This window comes from Paenarthrobacter sp. 4246 (genome assembly GCF_040546855.1).
In the GTDB taxonomy this organism is placed as follows: domain Bacteria; phylum Actinomycetota; class Actinomycetes; order Actinomycetales; family Micrococcaceae; genus Arthrobacter.
The window spans coordinates 34,621-51,896 of the sequence record NZ_JBEPOP010000004.1; the positions used below are offsets into that span (position 1 = coordinate 34,621).

Annotated in this window: 17 protein-coding genes; 10 read left to right on the top strand and 7 right to left on the bottom strand. The window is 63.2% G+C overall.

Annotation, left to right across the window (positions count from 1 at the left end; genetic code table 11):
- Nucleotides 1-147: 147 nt before the first annotated feature.
- The gene (locus tag ABIE35_RS08035) at nt 148-447 is read left to right on the top strand and encodes a DUF4193 domain-containing protein (RefSeq protein ID WP_011773410.1); all 300 of its coding nucleotides are present in this window, start codon (nt 148-150) and stop codon (nt 445-447) included.
- Between the two features lie 123 nt (nt 448-570).
- Here ABIE35_RS08035 and ABIE35_RS08040 read toward each other — a convergent pair whose 3' ends face one another.
- The 3 genes from ABIE35_RS08040 to ABIE35_RS08050 all read right to left on the bottom strand — a co-directional run bounded on the left by ABIE35_RS08040 (nt 571) and on the right by ABIE35_RS08050 (nt 1,646).
- Nucleotides 571-948, bottom strand: coding sequence for a LapA family protein (locus tag ABIE35_RS08040; RefSeq protein WP_354513897.1), 378 nt, complete (start codon nt 946-948; stop codon nt 571-573).
- Between the two features lie 70 nt (nt 949-1,018).
- On the bottom strand, nt 1,019-1,255 hold the full coding sequence (locus tag ABIE35_RS08045) for a hypothetical protein (protein WP_354513899.1): 237 nt from the start codon (nt 1,253-1,255) through the stop codon (nt 1,019-1,021).
- Nucleotides 1,256-1,421: 166 nt separating this feature from the next.
- Nucleotides 1,422-1,646 (bottom strand): hypothetical protein, encoded by a 225-nt coding sequence (locus ABIE35_RS08050; RefSeq protein WP_026541816.1) that lies wholly within the window; start codon nt 1,644-1,646, stop codon nt 1,422-1,424.
- A 105-nt stretch (nt 1,647-1,751) separates the two neighbouring features.
- On the opposite strand from ABIE35_RS08050, the gene ABIE35_RS08055 reads away from it, so the two are divergent.
- From ABIE35_RS08055 to ABIE35_RS08070, 4 genes are all read left to right on the top strand, one after another.
- Nucleotides 1,752-2,219 (top strand): MarR family winged helix-turn-helix transcriptional regulator, encoded by a 468-nt coding sequence (locus ABIE35_RS08055; RefSeq protein WP_354513902.1) that lies wholly within the window; start codon nt 1,752-1,754, stop codon nt 2,217-2,219.
- Nucleotides 2,220-2,355: 136 nt separating this feature from the next.
- Entirely contained in the window at nt 2,356-2,874 is a 519-nt protein-coding gene (locus ABIE35_RS08060) for an SSI family serine proteinase inhibitor (protein WP_354513904.1), read from the top strand.
- Nucleotides 2,861-3,799: a 3-methyladenine DNA glycosylase gene (locus ABIE35_RS08065; protein ID WP_354513906.1), complete on the top strand. Its 939-nt coding sequence runs from the start codon at nt 2,861-2,863 to the stop codon at nt 3,797-3,799. Before ABIE35_RS08060 ends, ABIE35_RS08065 begins: the two co-directional genes overlap by 14 nt.
- Nucleotides 3,800-3,828: 29 nt before the next feature.
- Nucleotides 3,829-4,230, top strand: a complete 402-nt coding sequence (locus tag ABIE35_RS08070) for a serine protease inhibitor (RefSeq protein ID WP_354513908.1) — start codon at nt 3,829-3,831, stop codon at nt 4,228-4,230.
- 74 nt (nt 4,231-4,304) lie between these two features.
- Here the strand turns inward: ABIE35_RS08070 and ABIE35_RS08075 are convergent, their stop codons facing one another.
- Both ABIE35_RS08075 and ABIE35_RS08080 read right to left on the bottom strand, forming a co-directional pair.
- Nucleotides 4,305-7,481 carry a S8 family serine peptidase gene (locus ABIE35_RS08075; protein ID WP_502921371.1) on the bottom strand — a complete coding sequence of 1,059 codons (3,177 nt, stop codon included), beginning with the start codon at nt 7,479-7,481 and terminating at the stop codon, nt 4,305-4,307.
- 205 nt (nt 7,482-7,686) lie between these two features.
- Nucleotides 7,687-10,629: an exo-alpha-sialidase gene (locus ABIE35_RS08080; RefSeq protein ID WP_354513910.1), complete on the bottom strand. Its 2,943-nt coding sequence runs from the start codon at nt 10,627-10,629 to the stop codon at nt 7,687-7,689.
- A 177-nt stretch (nt 10,630-10,806) separates the two neighbouring features.
- On the opposite strand from ABIE35_RS08080, the gene ABIE35_RS08085 reads away from it, so the two are divergent.
- Nucleotides 10,807-11,754 carry a phosphoglycerate dehydrogenase gene (locus ABIE35_RS08085; RefSeq protein ID WP_354513912.1) on the top strand — a complete coding sequence of 316 codons (948 nt, stop codon included), beginning with the start codon at nt 10,807-10,809 and terminating at the stop codon, nt 11,752-11,754.
- Nucleotides 11,755-11,882: 128 nt separating this feature from the next.
- Entirely contained in the window at nt 11,883-12,854 is a 972-nt protein-coding gene (locus tag ABIE35_RS08090; RefSeq protein ID WP_354513913.1) for a manganese catalase family protein, read from the top strand.
- Nucleotides 12,855-12,915: 61 nt separating this feature from the next.
- Here ABIE35_RS08090 and ABIE35_RS08095 read toward each other — a convergent pair whose 3' ends face one another.
- Nucleotides 12,916-13,206: a DUF1540 domain-containing protein gene (locus ABIE35_RS08095; protein WP_018779990.1), complete on the bottom strand. Its 291-nt coding sequence runs from the start codon at nt 13,204-13,206 to the stop codon at nt 12,916-12,918.
- A 161-nt stretch (nt 13,207-13,367) separates the two neighbouring features.
- The gene (locus ABIE35_RS08100; RefSeq protein WP_089593594.1) at nt 13,368-13,553 is read right to left on the bottom strand and encodes a hypothetical protein; all 186 of its coding nucleotides are present in this window, start codon (nt 13,551-13,553) and stop codon (nt 13,368-13,370) included.
- A 340-nt stretch (nt 13,554-13,893) separates the two neighbouring features.
- On the opposite strand from ABIE35_RS08100, the gene purS reads away from it, so the two are divergent.
- From purS to purL, 3 genes are read left to right on the top strand one after another with little or no spacing between them, the layout of a single operon-like run.
- Nucleotides 13,894-14,145, top strand: coding sequence for a phosphoribosylformylglycinamidine synthase subunit PurS (purS, locus tag ABIE35_RS08105; protein ID WP_011773385.1), 252 nt, complete (start codon nt 13,894-13,896; stop codon nt 14,143-14,145).
- A gap of 1 nt (nt 14,146) precedes the next feature.
- Entirely contained in the window at nt 14,147-14,917 is a 771-nt protein-coding gene (gene purQ, locus ABIE35_RS08110) for a phosphoribosylformylglycinamidine synthase subunit PurQ (RefSeq protein ID WP_354513916.1), read from the top strand.
- The gene (gene purL / locus ABIE35_RS08115; RefSeq protein ID WP_354513918.1) at nt 14,914-17,223 is read left to right on the top strand and encodes a phosphoribosylformylglycinamidine synthase subunit PurL; all 2,310 of its coding nucleotides are present in this window, start codon (nt 14,914-14,916) and stop codon (nt 17,221-17,223) included. The genes purQ and purL overlap by 4 nt, the downstream gene beginning before the upstream one ends.
- Nucleotides 17,224-17,276 lie beyond the last annotated feature (53 nt).

The window sequence follows — 17,276 nt, forward strand, 5'->3', positions numbered from 1 at the left end:
CGGAATCACGCTGGGTGGCGGGTTTTTTTGCCCTCCACCCACGTGGTTTTCGCCACAAGCGGTAGAACTGGGGTATGGTATGGAATTTTCGTGGCATGCTGTACGTTGCATACCCGGTAACCCCCTAACACGAAGAGGCATTAAAAAGTGGCAGCCGATTACGACGAACTCCGTACCGATGTAAAAGAGAACCAGGAGCAGTCCCTCCAGGCTCTTCAATCCGCCAGCGCTCCCACGGCCAAGAGTGTCGTGCTTGAACTGGACGAAACCGATGGCCTCGACGCCAACGGCCCCGGTGGCGAAATCGTCGCCGAAGAACTGGTTATCCAGGTTATCCCGCAGGCAAACGACGAGTTCACTTGTCACTCCTGCTTCCTGGTTCGCCACCGCTCGCAGATCGCACGCGAAAAAGATGGCGTCGCCTACTGCACCGACTGCGAAGGCTAAGACAGCCCACCACCCCGGCGGAATCAACATCGTCAGGGAGTGCCGCCGTCGGGATTAAATTGCGGAAGGACCGGAGCAAGCGCTCCGGTCCTTCCGCAGTTAACAGCTGGCAGCTTCGAGTCCCTATGGCACCGCTCCCGGGCCGCCCACAGTCTTCTTGCGGCGGTGGTTGACCATTCTGAGCTGGAGGATCCGCGCGCCTCCAGCAAGGGCCACCAGCACGCCTCCGCCCACGGCCGCGATGAAGAGCGTGGTGCCCAGCGCGAGGGTCCCTTGCAGCCCGAAGAAACGGACCGTGATCATGTCCTGGTTCTGGACAAAGAACACAATCAGCATCACCAGGACCACCAAGCCAACGGCGACTGCCACCCACAAGGCGGCCGTGCGGGTTGGCCTTGCATGACCTGGCGCCGGTGGCGGGATCACCCGGTCCTGGGAACTGCCCCGGTCCGGGCGCGCGGAACTACCCGGAACCCCCGCTGCATCTTCTTGGAAACTCATTGACGACCCCCTCTTGCCCCGACATCACCCTGCTCTTACATACTAAGCATGCTGATGAGTCAGGCGATAGTCAGTGACGCACAGAGTAGTCGGTTGATGTAGGGCCTGGATCGTTGTTACGGACCGCGTAGTGATGGCCTTCAGAGTCGGTCTCGACGTCGAAGTTCTTCAGATCCGCCTCGGAAGCGGTCTCAAAATCGTCATGCCGGTGCACTACGGGGCTGTCCATGTCGCCGTGGGTTGCCGGTCCAAAAACGGACTGCAGCCGCTCGGTCACATGGACGAAACCTTCCATTCTGCGTCCCATGTTCTTCCACCTCCTCTCTTACCGGAGAGAAAGAGCGGCAGGGTCAGTGCGTGCCGTTCAGTGAGGTAATTTTACGCCCAAAATCCAATGCCGAAGAGGCATTTGATGACAATGTTCGTCGAAAACATGGGCATTAACTGCCACCTCGGCGGGGAGTAGCGGGGGTTTACCGCAGGGACTTGTCGTCCGGGTTGCGGGGCACTACGTAGGTGCTGCCGTCGGGGCGCCGGAGTGTCTCCCACTGCTGGGTTTCGGCCTGGCGCTGGGCGAGCAGCTTCCGGTTGGCTTCGGTCATTTCATGGTCGAGGGAACTGCTGTGCGCGGGGCCGAAAACAACCCTGAACTTGCCTGTGGCGCGCATGAACTTCCGGGTGAGGGATTCCTTGGCCACGCGGATCGACTCCTTTTTAGACGGTTCAATGAGTCCATAGTACGCTAATCATTAGTACACTAACTAATTGATCGGCGTGAGCGGATGCAAGCACAGGAGGCAGCCATGACGGCCACAGACCAGAGCACCCAGGAAGTCGACGACCTCCTTTTGGAGCGCCAACTGTGCTTTGCCCTCACCGTTGCCTCCCGCAGCGTGGTGGGCGTTTACAAGCCCGTGCTGGAACGCCTCGGGCTCACGCACCCGCAGTACCTGGTGATGCTGGCCCTTTGGGAGCGGAGCCCCCGCACGCTGAAGGACATCAGCGACAGCCTCCTCCACGAGCCCGCAACACTCTCCCCCTTGCTGAAGCGCCTGGAAGAAGCGGAGCTCATCACCCGGGAACGCGTTCCGGGCAATGAACGCGCCTTGGCCATCACACTGACGGAAAAAGGCGCCGCCCTCCGCGAACAGGCCACCGCCGTCCCCGGTGAAATCCGCGAGCGCCTGCAGCTCAGCCGGGAAGAGGTAGCCGAGCTGCACCAGGCCATGACGGGCCTGATCGCGGCAACCCGGCGGAACAACTCCCTCTAACGGATCAACCCTGCAATCCAGGCAGACCACCCGCGTGCCCCCTAGCCAAGCGCACTGCCCCGGTGGTGTTCTTGAAGCGAACAGAGAAACGGGCACCACAAGTGCCACGTAAAATGGACGCAACCTAGGAGATTCCATGCGCATGCGAGTTGTTCGGCCCCTGTTGGCAGCCCTGGCCGTCGCCGGCTTGGCCGCATGCTCAGGCACCCCAAGCCCAGGTTCCCCGGGTAGCACAAGCCAAGCCCCGTCGTCGTCCCCTTCAAGCACCAGCGCAAGCAGCAGCGCAACTCCCAGTGCGTCAGCAGCCACCGGCGCCGGCAGCGCCGAACTCTCCATCACGCTGGTGGAATCCCCCGAAGCCGCGCCCCAAACTTTCACGCTCGTCTGCGCGGACGGCGTCCCGGCCGCTGAAAGCAACCATCCAACAGCCGCCGAAGCCTGCACCTCCATCAAGAACAACCCCGCCATCCTGAATCCTGCCCCCACCAAAACGGACCAGGCCTGCACCATGCAGTACGGCGGCCCGGCAACGGCCAAGGTGACCGGCGCCGTGGACGGCAAGGAAGTCACCGCGGCCTTCAACCGCACGGACGGCTGCCAGATCGCACTGTGGGACGCCGCAAAGAGCATCCTCGGATCAGATGGCGGACTCTAGGCTGCAGCACCTCCCCCAGGAGCAATGGCTCGGGCTGGAGGCAGCCCACCACGCCCGGGTGGCGCGCTACGCGGACCCCTACCTGGCCAGGCGTTCGGCCGGGAAGAAGCACCCCGTTGAGGACTTCCTGTTCACTTACTACACGCAGAAGCCCGGCCAGTTGCTGCGTTGGCATCCCGGCGACGGAACGGTCCTCAGCGGCCCACGCGCCCTTGCGCGCGCCACATGGAAGTTCTACCGAACGCTCGACGACGGCGAGCTCACCTCACTCGGGCTGCCGGCGGGAACGCCGGCGGTTACCTTTGAGCGCCGCGGCTTCCTGGCCGACCGCTCCGAAGCTGTCCGCTTCGCGGGAATCATCCTCGCGGGCACGGCGAAGCGCCCGGCCCAGTTCGGCTGCTTTGGCCTGCACGAGTGGGCCATGGTGTACCGGCAGGAGAAATTTGAGCTGCGGCACGAATACCTGAAGCTGCGACTTGGTGGTGAAGGAACGGACACCGTGGTGGAGGAGAACCGTATCCGTTGCTCGCATTTCGACGCGTTCCGGTTCTACACTCCGGACGCCATTCCCCTGAACGAGCTCGAACCCACCCGTGAAAACCAGCGGACCATGGAGCAGCCGGGCTGTTTGCACGCCAACATGGACCTCTACAAGTGGGCGTACAAGCTGACCCCGGCGCTGCCCAGCGAGTTGGTGATGGACTGCTTCGAACTCTCGTGGAGGATCCGCGCCATGGATATGAAGGCCTCCCCCTACGATCTCGAAGAATGGGGCTACCCACCCATCAGGATCGAGACACCGCAGGGCAAGGCCGAGTACGTTGAATACCAGCGGGCTTTCGCGGCCGAATCCCAGGAGCTGCGGACCCGCGTGCTCCAGGCAGTAGATCCGCTCCTCCATGAGCTGAGTGGATTGGCCGCCTGAGCACCCGCCGCCACCAGCGAAAGGTCACTATGGTTTCCCCCACGAGCGAGTCACCCAACAGCGAGTACGACGTCGACCTCACAGTCACGCTGACTGAGGCACCTGGCGCTGAGAGCCACGAATTCCACCTCCGGTCCGTGGCCGGTGTCCTCTCCCCGGACCCCGACTCACTGGACTCAAACTTGCCGGACGCACGGGCGGCGCTTGCCGCCGTCGAGCAGTTTGGCGAGGAGATCTTCTTCCCCGAACCCCGGCCGGACCGGATCTGCACGCAGCAATACGGCGGCCCGCAAGTGGCAGTGGTGACGGGCTGGTTCCGTGGACGAAAAGTGCACAGCCAATTCAGCAGGACCGACGGCTGCGAGATCGCCCGCTGGAAGACCCTGGCATCCTTGCTGGGGAACACCGGGGGCTCATCCGGAAACGCCTAGGTGAAACAACAGTGGCCGGCGGGAATTCCGCCGGCCACTGCCGTTTCTGCATCAGTTACTGGATCAAGAATGAACTAGCCGGCGTTGTTGCTCTGCGTCGGCTCGTCGGCGCGGATCTTGCCGCCGTGCTTCTTGTCCTTCTTGTCCTTCTTCGGGTCTTCCTCGTCCGGAACCACTACGGTTCCGCCCGGGTTGACCAGGACGGTGACGAAGCTCGGCTCACTGGTTCCTGCGAACGTCAGGCGGCCAATGTAGGAGCCGGGCTCCAGGTTCTTCCAGTTCAGCGAAATCTGGCCCGTCTTGCCGTTGGCGAGGCGGATCGGATTCGGCGTCACGGTGGCGTTGCCCTGGTTGGCTCCCAGAACTGCAGCATCAACAGTGGCCTTGGTGGCCTGGTTGTTGGGGCTCGCGTAGAGGTTGGCGAAGACGTAGTAGTCGCCGGGTGCCGGGTTGGGCACGGACAGGGTTTCGCTGGCGGACGCCGTTGCGGCCGGCAACTGCTGGCCGGACGGGGTGAGCACCAGCATGTCAAAGTCCGCAGCCTCGTTGGAAGAGATGACCGAGAACTTGGCCAGCGCACTGCCTTGGCCAACCGTCACTTTCTTGACGTAGTTGGAGGCATTGGTCTGGCCCGCGAACGGGCCGGGAACCAGCTCGACAGCCGAGGAATCAGCCTTGGACAGTCCATCAATGGTGACGCCCACCGGGAGGTTGGTGCCGGAGGTGATGTTGATGGTGGCGGAGCCATTGGGGCCCGTTCCCGTGAAGGCCAGGGCCTTGTCCGCGATGACGGACTGCGGCCGGACGGCGATCGGAGAGGTGACAGTCTTGTTGGCGCCCTGCCAGCTCAGGGAACCCATGGCGAACTTGCCCAGCTCGGCGTTTTTGTTTTCGAACTGGACCTTGAAGGTCTTCTTCTCGCCAGGAGCTCCGAAGGTCAGCACGGACGGCGTGACCTTGACGTTGACACCTGGAACGTTGACTGATGCCCGGTAGGTTCCCGCGGTCAAGGCGGTGAGCGTACGCGTCACTTCGATCTTCCCGGCGAGGTTGCCGAGGGCGAAGGAGGGCACGTTCATGTCGCGTGGGGCCGTGGTGCCAAGCCCTTCCATGCCCAGGTCCATGCCCGTGCCCTGGATGAACTTGAGGTAGTCCTCGGTGGTGGCGTCATACACAAGGCCGGGCGAGAGGACCTTTGCGGGGTCAACCTGGCCGGCGCCGGTGGCGAAGACGTCCTTGTTGACGGCGCCGTTGGCCAGCTTGACCGGTCCGGCGGTGGTCATCATTGCGGACTTCACGATGGCCGGGGACCACTGCGGGTTCTTGCCCAGGATCAGTGCGCCGAAACCGGCAACGTGCGGTGAGGCCATGGACGTGCCGGAAAGGAAGCCGAAGTTGTCTCCACCGGTTCCGATTGGCGAGACACCAGCGAGGATCGCGACGCCGGGAGCGGACACGTCAGGCTTCAGCAGGTCCGAGTCGGTTGCGAGCAACGGACCGCGCGACGAGAAGCCGGCAATCTGCGGCTGCGCTTCGGCGGGCAGGCCAGTGGTGTCGCGGTTGAGCAGGGAGACGGTGATGGCCGGGTTGGCTGTGACCTTGTCCTTGATGGTCTGCGTTGCCGGCGGGTTCACGTGGACCGTGGGGATGACGTGCTTGTCCGTGTCCAGCGACGAATCCGTCAGGTTCACCAGGATCATGCCGACGCCACCGCCGCGCAGTACTTCGGCGCTCTTGGCGGTGCGGTCAACCACGCCACGGTCGCAGACTACAACCTTGCCGGCTACTTTGGCCGGGTCCAAGGAGCCCGGAGCACACAGAGCCGCGTTGCCTTCACCGCTTGCAGCGTTGGTGGACAGCACGACGCCGGCCCCGCTCACCTCGCGGTTCATGATGGACGCTCCGCGGAACTTGCTGCCATCGGAGAACTCAACTGTGCCTTGGAGCTCTTGCGAGAACGAGGTCGCGGCAACCGTGGTCAGCCACGGGGCTCCGTGATTCACGGTGCTGGCGGTCGGTCCGGAGTTACCTGCCGAGGTGGCCACGAAGATGCCGGCCGAAGCCGCGGACAGGAATGCCAACGAAACAGGATCCGTGGTGGTTGTGGTGGAACCGGAGATGGAGTAGTTCAGCACGTCCACGCCGTCCAGGATGGCCTGCTCGATCGCGTCCACGGAAGCGGAGCCGTAGCAGCCGCCCGTGGCGGGATCGGTGTCTTCCCAGCAGACCTTGTAGACGGCGAGCTTGGCGGCGGGCGCGATCCCGCTGGTGGTTCCGAAGCTGCGGCCGTCTACTACGGCGTCCACGTTGGCGTTGCCCGCCGCGGTGCTGGCTGTGTGGGTGCCGTGGCTGTCCACGTCCACGGGAGAAATGACTTCTTCCGAAGCACGGTTTTCCGGGGGAACAGTCTCCAGGAACGCGTCTGCGAAGTAGTGGGTGCTGAGGACCTTCGAGTTGCAGGCGCTGCCGTCGTAGTCCGCGCCGGTGTCAGTTCCGGGCTGGCATTCGCCGACGAAAGTATCGCCGTCGGCCTTAAGCATGGCGATCTTGCCGTCTGCTGTGCGGTAGGGAACGCCGACCTGCGGGTTGCCCACCAGCGGGCCGACGGGCTCGCCGGCGAAGAACGGGTTGGAGGGAGTGTAGCCGGTGTCGATCACGCCAACAACGGTGCCCTTGCCGGCGTTGTCCTGGCCACCGTACTGGGTGGCCCAGGTGCCGTTGGGCCCGCTGAGCTTCAGGAAGTCCGTGGTGGAGTAGTCCGGGGCGTATTGGGTGTCCGGTGCCACCATGAGGACCTTGGGATCCTTAGCCAGGTTGATGGCCTGGTCTGCCGTCAGATTGGCGCTGAAACCGTTGACGGCGGTGGTGAAGTCGCGCTCGATGGTGATGTTTTCCTGGGTGGCAATGTCCTGCTGCTGCGTCTGCAGGTGCTGCTGGTATTCCTTCACCTCGGCGCTTTCGGCGTCGAGCTTCTTGCCCTCTTCCGGCTTGGTGGGTGCCAGGCCCGCCGTGCCGCCGTCGTAAGTTGCTGCAGGCTTTTCCGCCAGGACAACCATGTAGCGGCCATCCTTGTAGGCACTGGGGTCAAGGTTCTTCTTGGCCACGCCCGCAACGTTCCCGGGCGTCTCCGGCGTGGGAGCGGCCTGGGCCGGCATCGCCATCGAAGAGAGAAGCAACGGCAAGCCCACGGCCAGTGCCGCGGCCTTTCGAAGCCCCCCGCTTCTGACGAAGCTCTTTCCTTGTGATTTCACGAGTGGTTGCACCTTTCACTGAGGGAGGACCAGGCTCCATCGTCTGGACCTGTCAACTTTTAGTTGGTTGAACCTTTGACAGTTCTTGTCAAAGCCGCGCAACCAGCCGAGTCACAGAGTACCTAGTGAGAGCGGAATATGACATAGAGCACATTTCGGGAATTTTGTCTTGTCACAATCACCCCGGCCCTCCCCCAGCGAAGTGCTAACCCTTCGGCGTCACCTGCAGACGGTCAAAGGAGACCTGAACGCCGTCCGCGTCCAGGACCACTACGTCATCCCGCCCGTTCTTCACTTCAGAGGGAAGGATGAACTCCACAGTGTTGTCCGTGGTCGGGAAGACCCATCCAAGGCGGTAGCCAGTCTTGTTCAGGTAGACGTAATACCAGTCGCCATACACGAGACCGTTCAGCACCACCTTCTGGCCCGTGCGGTACTTGTCCGCAGCTCCCAAGTCAGTGGGCGGCGTGCCCAGTTCCTGGACAGTCAGCGCGGGCTCAGCCATTGGCTGTGGCGGCTGCACGGCCAGCACCAGCGGATCACCCTTGGCAGTTGTGGCTACGTCACGGGAACCGTTGCGCGCCGTCGCCTCGAAGGAAGCAGCACCGAGCGCTCCGGCAACGATGTCTGCCGCCGTCAGCACATGCTCACGTGTTGCGGTCACCGTGGCACCGGCGGCGAGCACCCCCGCCGAGATGCCTGCGTCAGGTGCTTCCAATCCGGTCACGGCGACATTGCCCGCATTGCCCACGGTGTACGTGTACGTCACCGGATCGCCGACGCTGGCGAAGCGGTCACCGTCGGTGTCGATCCACTGGGCAGAAACGGTTCCCTCAAGCCTGGGCTCGCGGACTTTCAGGTCCACTTCGCCGCCGTTCACCGTGATGGTCTTGGTGGTTTGGCCGGCCGAGCTGACTTCCCACGTGCTTGTCGGAACGAAGAACCCCTGCTCAGCTTCCTGTGCAGTCACCGTGTGGCGAGGGGTGGTGCACTGGTAGCTCTGGCCGGCCGGCAGCACGCTGTAGCGGCAGTTGCCCGGCCCCTCCGGAAGGAAGGGGCTGAAGTTACCGGCGGTCGGGACCACCTTCTCAACCAGCGGGCTCGTGTTCTTCACCGTGAAGGTGTACGGGACCAGGTCCCCTGCCGCGTACGGCTGGATCGCAAGGTCACGCCCGACGTCGGCACGCGCCCCGCTGATCCCGGCCGTCAGCAGGCCGTCGCGCAAAGCGACGGCAGCGCCGGTGAACGGCACCGTCTTAGTAAGCGACGGCGTCGAGCTGGCTGTGATGCTGAAGCTGGCTTCCGGCACGAAGTAGCCACGCTCGATGTCGGCTGCCGTGATCACATGTTTGGCGGTGGTGCAGGTGTAGCTGGCACCTGGGGCCAGGTTGTTGAACCGGCAATTCGGGGCAGACGGTGGCAGGAAGCCGGAGTCGAATGTCCCGGAAACCGGTACTGAATTGGCCGTGACGTTCGCGGTGCTCTTGACGTTAAGCGAGTAGCTGAGGACGTCGCCCACCTGGTAGGGGCTGGCCACGACATCCCGGGTGGGTGCCGTTCCCGTGATCGTCAGGCCCACCTGCGGCGCAACCGGCACGGTGGCGGTGAAGGTGAACTGCGAAACCCGGCCATTCGCCGTCGTAAATGCTGCGTTGAGATTCTGCGGGCCACTGGCGTTGGCCGGTGCCGTCAGGGCAACGTTGACGGTCACCGAGGCCCCGGGGGCGACGTCGGGAACCGGCACCGTGGTGGCCGACCATCCGCTGGGGGTGTAGACGGTGGCTGTTGCGCCGGACAGTGTGGCGGCTTCCTGGTTGGTCACTGTCACGGGCACCTGCTGGGTGGCCCCCGGCGTGGTGGTGACGGCCTGGACGGAGAGCGGAGCGCAAGCGTAATTCAGCCAGGCGTCGTCGAACTTCGCGAACGGCATGTTGTCCGTGTAGTTGCCTTCGTAAAGCACCCCGAACTTGCCCTCTTCCAAGCGGGTGACCGTTGAGTAAGCGGAGAAGCCGGAGCGGATGGTGCGGACGCCCGGCCAAGTGGCACCGTCGTCGCAGGAGACACGGGCCGAGACATTTTCACGTCCGGTCTTGGAGTTCGCGTTGGTGAAGATGAGTTTTTTCGCGTCGGCCGAGCCCTGCGCCGCATTGGGGAACATGCGTGCAATGGCCCCGTTGTTGGCGGGATCCTGGAGTTCCGTGTCCTGCGTGACCGGACCGTAGGTAGCGCCGCCGTCCGTGGAAATGGCCACTTTACGGTAGCCCTGGTTGGCATTGTCCCGGGAATTCAGCAGCACCCGGCCATCGGAGAGTTCCACGGTCTTGTTCTCGTCCATCCGGTCACCGACGTTGGCGCCCTTCTTCCACGTCACCCCATGGTCGTCGGAGTAGACGCTGTAGGCCTGCATCTTGTTGGTGCCGTCTGCCTGGCGGATATCACCGGCGTACTGCTGGATGAGGCGGCCCTTGTACGGGCCGTACTTGAGCTGGATGCCCTCGCCCGAGGATGCAAAGTTGGAGCGCACGTCGCCGGCCACCGGGCTGGTTTTGCTGGTTCCGGGTTTGGTGACATTCGTAATAAGCCGCGGCTGGCTCCAGGTGACGCCGCCGTCCGAGGACTCGATGACCGCCGAGGAAATCACTGACCTGTCGGCATCGTTGTTACCGAACTGGCTGCCGCCGAAGCCCTGGTCCTTGGAGTACACAAAGAAATTGAAGACCTTGCCGGCCTCGGCGTCGTAGACGTAGGAGGGGTCGCTGTAGCCGTATTTGGGACCGCTGGCGTCGCCCACGTGCCCGGCGGCTATAACGGTGACAGGTCCCCAGGTCTGTCCGCCGTCAGTACTGCGGCGTTGGACTATCGAGTTGGGGTTCGGAGCATCCGCTGCTGAGCCCGGACGACCGTCCCATGATGCGAGCACCACGTTGTTGCCCAGATACGTCAGGGCGGGGATCCGGTAGAAGAAGTTGGCGGCCGTGCGGTCAGCCGCGATGTTGGCCTCAGTGAAGGTACCCGGCGCTGCCGCAGGGTTGTTGGGTGGGATGGGGGCGGCGGTGGCCGGAAGAGCGAGGCCTCCAAGGAGGCCAAGGCTCAGTGCGCCGGCGGCTGCGGTGCGGGCGAGCGATGGTGCAGGGGGTATGGATTTCAAATCCAAGGTCCTTTCGAATCGGCGCGAGGGACGTTCGTGTTACGTGCTACGTCGAACGTCCTACAACCATAGGGTGTTCGCCGTCACATTGCTAGGGACTTTCGGGCGCACCTCCCCCCGCGCTGAAGCGGTAGCCTCAAGGGCACACCGCCCACCGCTTTTGAACCTGGAGTTGCCGTGAAAATCCTCGTCCCGGACACCATCGAATTGAACCTCGCCGATCTCACCACTTCAGGGGACCACCCGGTGGTGTACGCGGTGGACGAGCCCATCCCCGCCGAACACCGGGATGCCGAGGTCCTGGTGGTGTGGCGGAACACTCCGGAGAACCTCTCGGACGCCGCCGAGGAACTGCCGAAACTCAGGCTGGTCCAAACGCTCGCGGCAGGCCCTGATTCAGTCCTCGCGGCCGGCTTTGCGGAAACCGTCGCCATCACCTCCGGCCGCTCACTTCATGACGGCCCTGTAGCCGAACACGCATTGGCCTTGATCCTGGCCACCATCCGCCGGCTGGATGTCCTGCTCGAATCCCAGAAGGATGCCGTCTGGAACGCGCCTTATAACGCAGCCCAGTCCAACCCGAAGACCGAACAGCTCTACACGCTCGACGGCGCCCATGTCACCATTTGGGGCTTTGGTTCGATCGCCGGACGCCTGGCTCCCCTATTGGCAGCCTTAGGCGCAAAGGTCACTGGAGTGGCCAACTCGAAGGGCGAACGCTACGGCTTCCCGGTAGTGTCAACAGAGGAACTGCCGGAAGTCCTGCGCACCACCGATGTCCTGGTTTCCATCCTGCCCGCCACATCAGAAACCACGGACTCCCTCAACGAATCGATCCTGCGGGCCCTTCCGGATACCGCAGTTTTTGTGAACGTGGGCCGTGGCGCCACGGTTGACGAAGACGCCCTTCTTGCGGCGCTGCAGGAGGGCCGGCTGAGAGCGGCGGCCCTGGATGTCACCAAAGAGGAGCCTCTGCCTTCGGACTCGAAGCTGTGGGATGCGCCGAACCTGATCATCACACCGCACGTTGCCGGCAACCGCCCCAAGGGGTCGGCGCGACTGGTCACCGCAAACGTCACGGCACTCAAGGAAGGCCACCCACTGACCAACCAGGTGGCCGGCTGATACCTCCCCACTTTCTTGCGTGATTTCCTTGCGTGAAAATAATAAGCATGCTTATGGTGAGGTTTCCGGGGTGGCCAGCAGTGGGTTTCCATCCCGCGGACGCAGCATGAACAACGTGAGGAATCGCAATGTATCTGCACACCCAACTTCTCATCAACGAAATTGCCGTAGACGAACCTGATCCCGCTGCAGCCAACGCCCTCCAGGAGGGACTGGGGGGTCAGTTCGGCGAAATGCGGACCATGATGCAGTACCTCTTCCAGAGCATGAACTTCCGTGGCGACCCTGCCTCCAAGCCCTACAAGGACCTCTTGCAAGGGATCGGCACCGAAGAGATCAGCCACGTGGAGCTCATCGGAACCACCATTTCCCAGCTCCTCGATGGTTCTCCGCGATACCAGGGCAAAAAGTCCGATCCCGTGGACCAGCCTGGCGCTGGAGGAGCTACACCGCTGAAGATCGCCCTGGACACCAGCAACATCCATCACTACCTGGTAGGCGCCCAGGGCGCCCTGCCAGTAGACGCGGCGGGTAATCCGTGGAGCGGATCCTACGTTTACAACAGCGGAAATCTCGTCCTGGACTTGCTCTACAACCTGATGCTCGAATCCACGGGCAGGCTGCAGAAGTGCCGCATCTACGAGATGACGGAGAACAAGACTGCTCGTTCCACCATCGCGTACCTGATTGTCCGCGACCAGGCGCATGAGAACGCCTATGCCAAGGCATTGGAGAGCCTGGGAGTGAACTGGGGCAAGGTCCTGCCGATCCCCAAAACCAATGCGGAACAATTCCCTGAAGTGAAGAAGCTGCTGGACACCGGCCTCCAGAGCATCCAGTACACCTTCAGTGCCGACAATCTGAGCGAGGCCGGCAAGTTGTACCGTGGGGCGTCTCCCTCCAACGACGGGACCGAGCTCAGTACCGACGTCATGCCCGACGGATTCCCCATCACCATCTCCCCCGAACGCAAGGAAGAGTTCGCGCCAGGGCTGGACCCGGAACTGCTGGCGCTGATCCAGGCCACGGCCGAGCAGGAACTCAAAGACGCAGACAGCCCCAAGGAAGCCACCAACCCAAAGGCGACCAAGAAGAAGTAGCACCCGCAAAAAGGGTCCCCACCTCAATCGAGGCGGGGACCCTTTTGGTCGTCAGGAAATATCAGGCGTGCTCGTACGTCAGGCAATCGGCGGCTTCGCGACCCGGGCCGACCTTGACGTCATGTGCCTCGCACATGAGGTTGTTGTTGTGGACGCACTCCGAGCGCTGGCAGGCACCTACGTGGGCGAGGACCTTGGGAAGGCCGCCCATGGCATTGGTGTCAATGAAGGTGGCGCAGGAAGCATGGTCCTGGGTTCCACCGATAGTGATTCCAAAGGCGGTGCAGCCATCATGGTTGAATCCGCAGCTGCCAACGCTACAGGCGGATACTTCGGCAATGTGGTCGGTCATTGTTCCTCCTGGTTTGGATCCTGAACAGTACTGGGGCTGAACCCCGGGTGTACTTTCCAAACTACGCCGAAATCACGCCAGTTGACCCGATTGAATAGCGCATTTGTATGTGCCCTAATCCGCGCCATTCCGCCGAAAAACAGCAGTACCAAGGGTAGGTTTCACTTACTTGGGGTACGCAGAGCGTCACTGATTTTGGCTCGCGTTTCAGCGTCCAACGGAGCGGTCACACGGCTGCTCCGCCCAGCCCGGTCCGCCAGGATCTTCTGGATCACCATGCGGCCCAAACCAGCAAAAACTGCAGCGGCCACAACACCCAGCACCATGGATTTCGGTTTCTCAGCCATGCCGCAATCCTAGTGACGCCGGACACCCCCTGCCAGTGCCGGCGCCAGCCCCGCCAGCCGGCACAGCCAGCCCCCGCCGTCGAGCCTTCAGTTGGGTCTTTTGCGCCGCCGCGGCGGGGTGTCCTCGCGCAATCCGCCTGAATAGGGTATGTGAGCCACTCCCGGTAGAATAGGTGTGCAAGCTCGCGGAGCGCCCCCCACGCCGTTCAAACATTGCAGTTCACCACCGTGTTTAACCCTGTGTTCAAGACGCTGTTTGAATGCGGCTGAATGGCGTGAGACGGCACCTCCGCGGCAGCCTTATTTAAGGTTCACCCAACTCACGCACAGGAGTTACCGGATGCCCCGGATCGTCGTTGACGTCATGCCCAAGCCCGAGATTCTGGACCCCCAGGGGAAGGCCATCGTGGGTGCATTGCCCCGCCTCGGCTTCAACAGCTTCAGCGCAGTCCGCCAAGGCAAGCGTTTTGAACTGACCGTCGACGGCGAGGTGACCGACGCTATCCTGGCCCAGGCCCGCGAAGCTGCCGAGACCCTTCTGTCCAACCCGGTGATCGAGGATGTTGTCAACGTCGAGGTCGTCGAGGCCTGATATGACGTCGATTCCCCTGATTGGCGAGGCCGTGGCTGTTGCCGCGGAGCCCCGCCTCGCCGGCGCCAAGATCGGCGTCGTCACCTTCCCCGGCACCCTTGACGACCGCGACGCCGCCCGTGCAGTGCGGCTTGCAGGCGGCACTGCCGTTCCGCTCTGGCATGCAGACACCGAGCTGGGTGATGTTGACGCCGTGATCATCCCCGGCGGTTTCTCCTACGGCGACTACCTCCGCGCAGGCGCCATCTCGCGTTTCGCTCCGTTGATGTCCAAGATCATTGACGCCGCGAACTCCGACGCAAAGCTCCCCGTGCTGGGCATCTGCAATGGTTTCCAGATCCTGACCGAGTCACACCTGCTGCCCGGTTCAATGATCAAGAACGACCACCTGAAGTTCATCTGCCGCGACCAGACGCTGCGCGTGGAGAACGCCAACACCGCTTGGACCGTGGACTACACCGACGGCCAGGAAATCATTGTGCCGTTGAAGAACCAGGACGGCCAGTACATCGCCGACGAGAAGACCCTGGACGCCCTTGAGGCTGAAGGCCGCGTGGTGTTCCGCTACGTGGGCTTCAACCCGAATGGCTCCCGCCGCGACATCGCAGGCATCTCCAACGCAGCCGGCAACGTGGTGGGCCTCATGCCGCACCCGGAGCACGCTGTGGAAGCCGGCTTTGGCCCGGAATCGCTTGATGGAGCTCCCCGCGACACCGACGGCCTGGGCTTCTTCACCTCCGTTTTGACCAAGATTGTGGGAGGCGACAAGTGACCACGGAAACCACCAAGAAGTTCAACATTGACACCGTTGAGCACGCTGCCAAGACCCCGGACACGGAACTCCCGTGGGCCGAGCTGGGCCTGAAGCAGAACGAATTCGATGAGATCGTCAAGGTCCTTGGCCGCCGCCCCACCGGCGCCGAGCTGGCCATGTACTCCGTCATGTGGAGCGAGCACTGCTCCTACAAGTCCTCCAAGAACCACCTCCGCCAGTTCGGCGAGAAGGTCACTGAGGAAATGAAGAAGGACATGCTCGTGGGCATCGGCGAGAACGCCGGCGTCACCAACCTGGGCGACGGCTGGGCCGTGACGTTCAAGATCGAGTCCCACAACTCGCCGTCGTTCGTTGAGCCGTACCAGGGTGCCGCTACCGGCATCGGCGGTATTGTCCGCGACATCATCTCCATGGGCGCCCGCCCGGTTGCCGTGATGGACCCGTTGCGTTTCGGCGCAATCGACCACCCGGACACCGCCCGCGTCATGCATGGTGCCGTTGCCGGCATCGGCGGCTATGGCAACTGCCTTGGCCTGCCGAACATCGGTGGCGAAATGGTCTTCGACTCCGTCTACCAGGGCAACCCGCTGGTGAACGCCCTGGCCGTTGGCGTCATGCGCCACGAAGATATCCGCCTCGCCAACGCCTCCGGCAAGGGAAACAAGGTTGTCCTGTTCGGAGCCCGCACAGGTGGCGACGGCATCGGCGGAGCTTCCGTGCTGGCCTCGGAGTCCTTCGATGACACCAAGCCCTCCAAGCGTCCGGCCGTCCAGGTGGGCGACCCCTTCGCTGAGAAGGTCCTGATCGAATGCTGCCTGGAACTCTTCAAGGGTTCACTGGTCGAAGGCATCCAGGACCTCGGCGCTGCAGGCATTTCCTGCGCCACGTCCGAGCTCGCCTCCAACGGCGACGGCGGCATGGAGGTGGAACTGACCTCCGTCCTGCTGCGTGATCCCACGCTGACCCCGGGCGAGATCCTCATGTCCGAGTCGCAGGAACGCATGATGGCCGTGGTCACCCCGGAGAACATTGCCGCTTTCGAAGCTGTGATGGACAAGTGGGCCGTGGAGTACTCCTGGTTGGGTGAGGTCACCGACACCGGTCGCCTCATCATCACCTGGGAAGGCGAAGTAATCGTCGACGTCGATCCCCGCACCGTTGCGCACGACGGCCCGGTCTACGACCGTCCGTTCGCCCGCCCGGAGTGGCAGGACTCGGTGCAGGCCAACGCCTTCACCGGTTCCGTTGAGGATGCCGGCCGTCCAGCAGCTCCGTCCGAGCTGGCAGCAGCAGTCACCGAACTCGTGGCATCGCCCAACATGTGCAGCAAGGCCTGGATCACCAAGCAGTACGACCGCTACGTTGGCGGCAACACTGCCATGGCCTTCCCGGACGACGCCGGTGTGGTCCGCGTTGACGAGGAAACCGGCCTGGGCGTTGCCTTGGCCACCGACGCCAACGGCCGCTACACCTATCTGGAGCCGTACCAGGGTGCACAGCTTGCGCTGGCCGAGGCCTACCGCAACGTCGCAACGTCCGGCGCTGTTCCGATGGCTGTCAGCGACTGCCTGAACTTCGGTTCCCCTGAGGACCCGGACGTCATGTGGCAGCTCGCCGAGGCCATCCGCGGCCTGTCGGATGCCTGCATGGAGCTCGGCATCCCGGTCACGGGCGGCAACGTCTCCCTGTACAACCAGACCGGCACCACACCCATCCACCCCTCCCCAGTGGTGGCAGTCCTGGGCAAGCTCGACGACGTCGCCCGCCGTACGCCGTCGGGCTGGCGCGAGGACGGCCAGGCCATCTACCTGCTGGGCACCACCGCAGCAGAGTTGGACGGTTCGGAATGGTCAAACCTCCGCGGACACCTCGGTGGCCTGCCCCCGAAGGTCAACCTCGCAGCAGAGCGCGCCTTGGGCGAGATCCTGATCAACGCTTCCCGCGACGGCATGGTTGACGCAGCACACGACCTCTCCGAAGGTGGCCTCGCTGCTGCCCTGGTTGAGTCCTCGCTGCGCTACGGTGTGGGCGCCCGGATCGCCCTTGAAGAACTCATGGAGCGCGATGGCGTGGACCTGTTTACGGCCCTCTTCTCCGAGTCCCAGGCCCGTGCGATCGTGTCCGTGCCGCGCTCCGAGGAAGTCCGCTTCAAGGACATGTGCACCGCCCGCGGCTTCGCCCACCTCCGGATCGGCGTTGTAGACGCTGCCGGTGGAAAGCTGGAGATCAACGGCGTGGACGAGCTCTCCTTGGACGCTCTCCGCGAAGCACACGAAGCCACGCTGCCGAAGTACTTCGGCTAAAGACTGGCCAAGCAAAAGGCCCCTGCACGCGTCCACGAGGACGGTTGCAGGGG

What these genes read in the sequence shown, in the direction of transcription:
- purQ (WP_354513916.1), top strand. Translation starts at nt 14,147, where the DNA reads ATGACGTCGATTCCCCTGATTGGCGAGGCCGTGGCTGTTGCCGCGGAG.
- ABIE35_RS08040 (WP_354513897.1), bottom strand. Translation starts at nt 948, where the DNA reads ATGAGTTTCCAAGAAGATGCAGCGGGGGTTCCGGGTAGTTCCGCGCGC.
- purS (WP_011773385.1), top strand. Translation starts at nt 13,894, where the DNA reads ATGCCCCGGATCGTCGTTGACGTCATGCCCAAGCCCGAGATTCTGGAC.
- ABIE35_RS08070 (WP_354513908.1), top strand. Translation starts at nt 3,829, where the DNA reads ATGGTTTCCCCCACGAGCGAGTCACCCAACAGCGAGTACGACGTCGAC.
- ABIE35_RS08060 (WP_354513904.1), top strand. Translation starts at nt 2,356, where the DNA reads ATGCGCATGCGAGTTGTTCGGCCCCTGTTGGCAGCCCTGGCCGTCGCC.
- ABIE35_RS08055 (WP_354513902.1), top strand. Translation starts at nt 1,752, where the DNA reads ATGACGGCCACAGACCAGAGCACCCAGGAAGTCGACGACCTCCTTTTG.
- ABIE35_RS08045 (WP_354513899.1), bottom strand. Translation starts at nt 1,255, where the DNA reads ATGGGACGCAGAATGGAAGGTTTCGTCCATGTGACCGAGCGGCTGCAG.
- ABIE35_RS08090 (WP_354513913.1), top strand. Translation starts at nt 11,883, where the DNA reads ATGTATCTGCACACCCAACTTCTCATCAACGAAATTGCCGTAGACGAA.
- ABIE35_RS08095 (WP_018779990.1), bottom strand. Translation starts at nt 13,206, where the DNA reads ATGACCGACCACATTGCCGAAGTATCCGCCTGTAGCGTTGGCAGCTGC.
- ABIE35_RS08100 (WP_089593594.1), bottom strand. Translation starts at nt 13,553, where the DNA reads ATGGCTGAGAAACCGAAATCCATGGTGCTGGGTGTTGTGGCCGCTGCA.
- ABIE35_RS08065 (WP_354513906.1), top strand. Translation starts at nt 2,861, where the DNA reads ATGGCGGACTCTAGGCTGCAGCACCTCCCCCAGGAGCAATGGCTCGGG.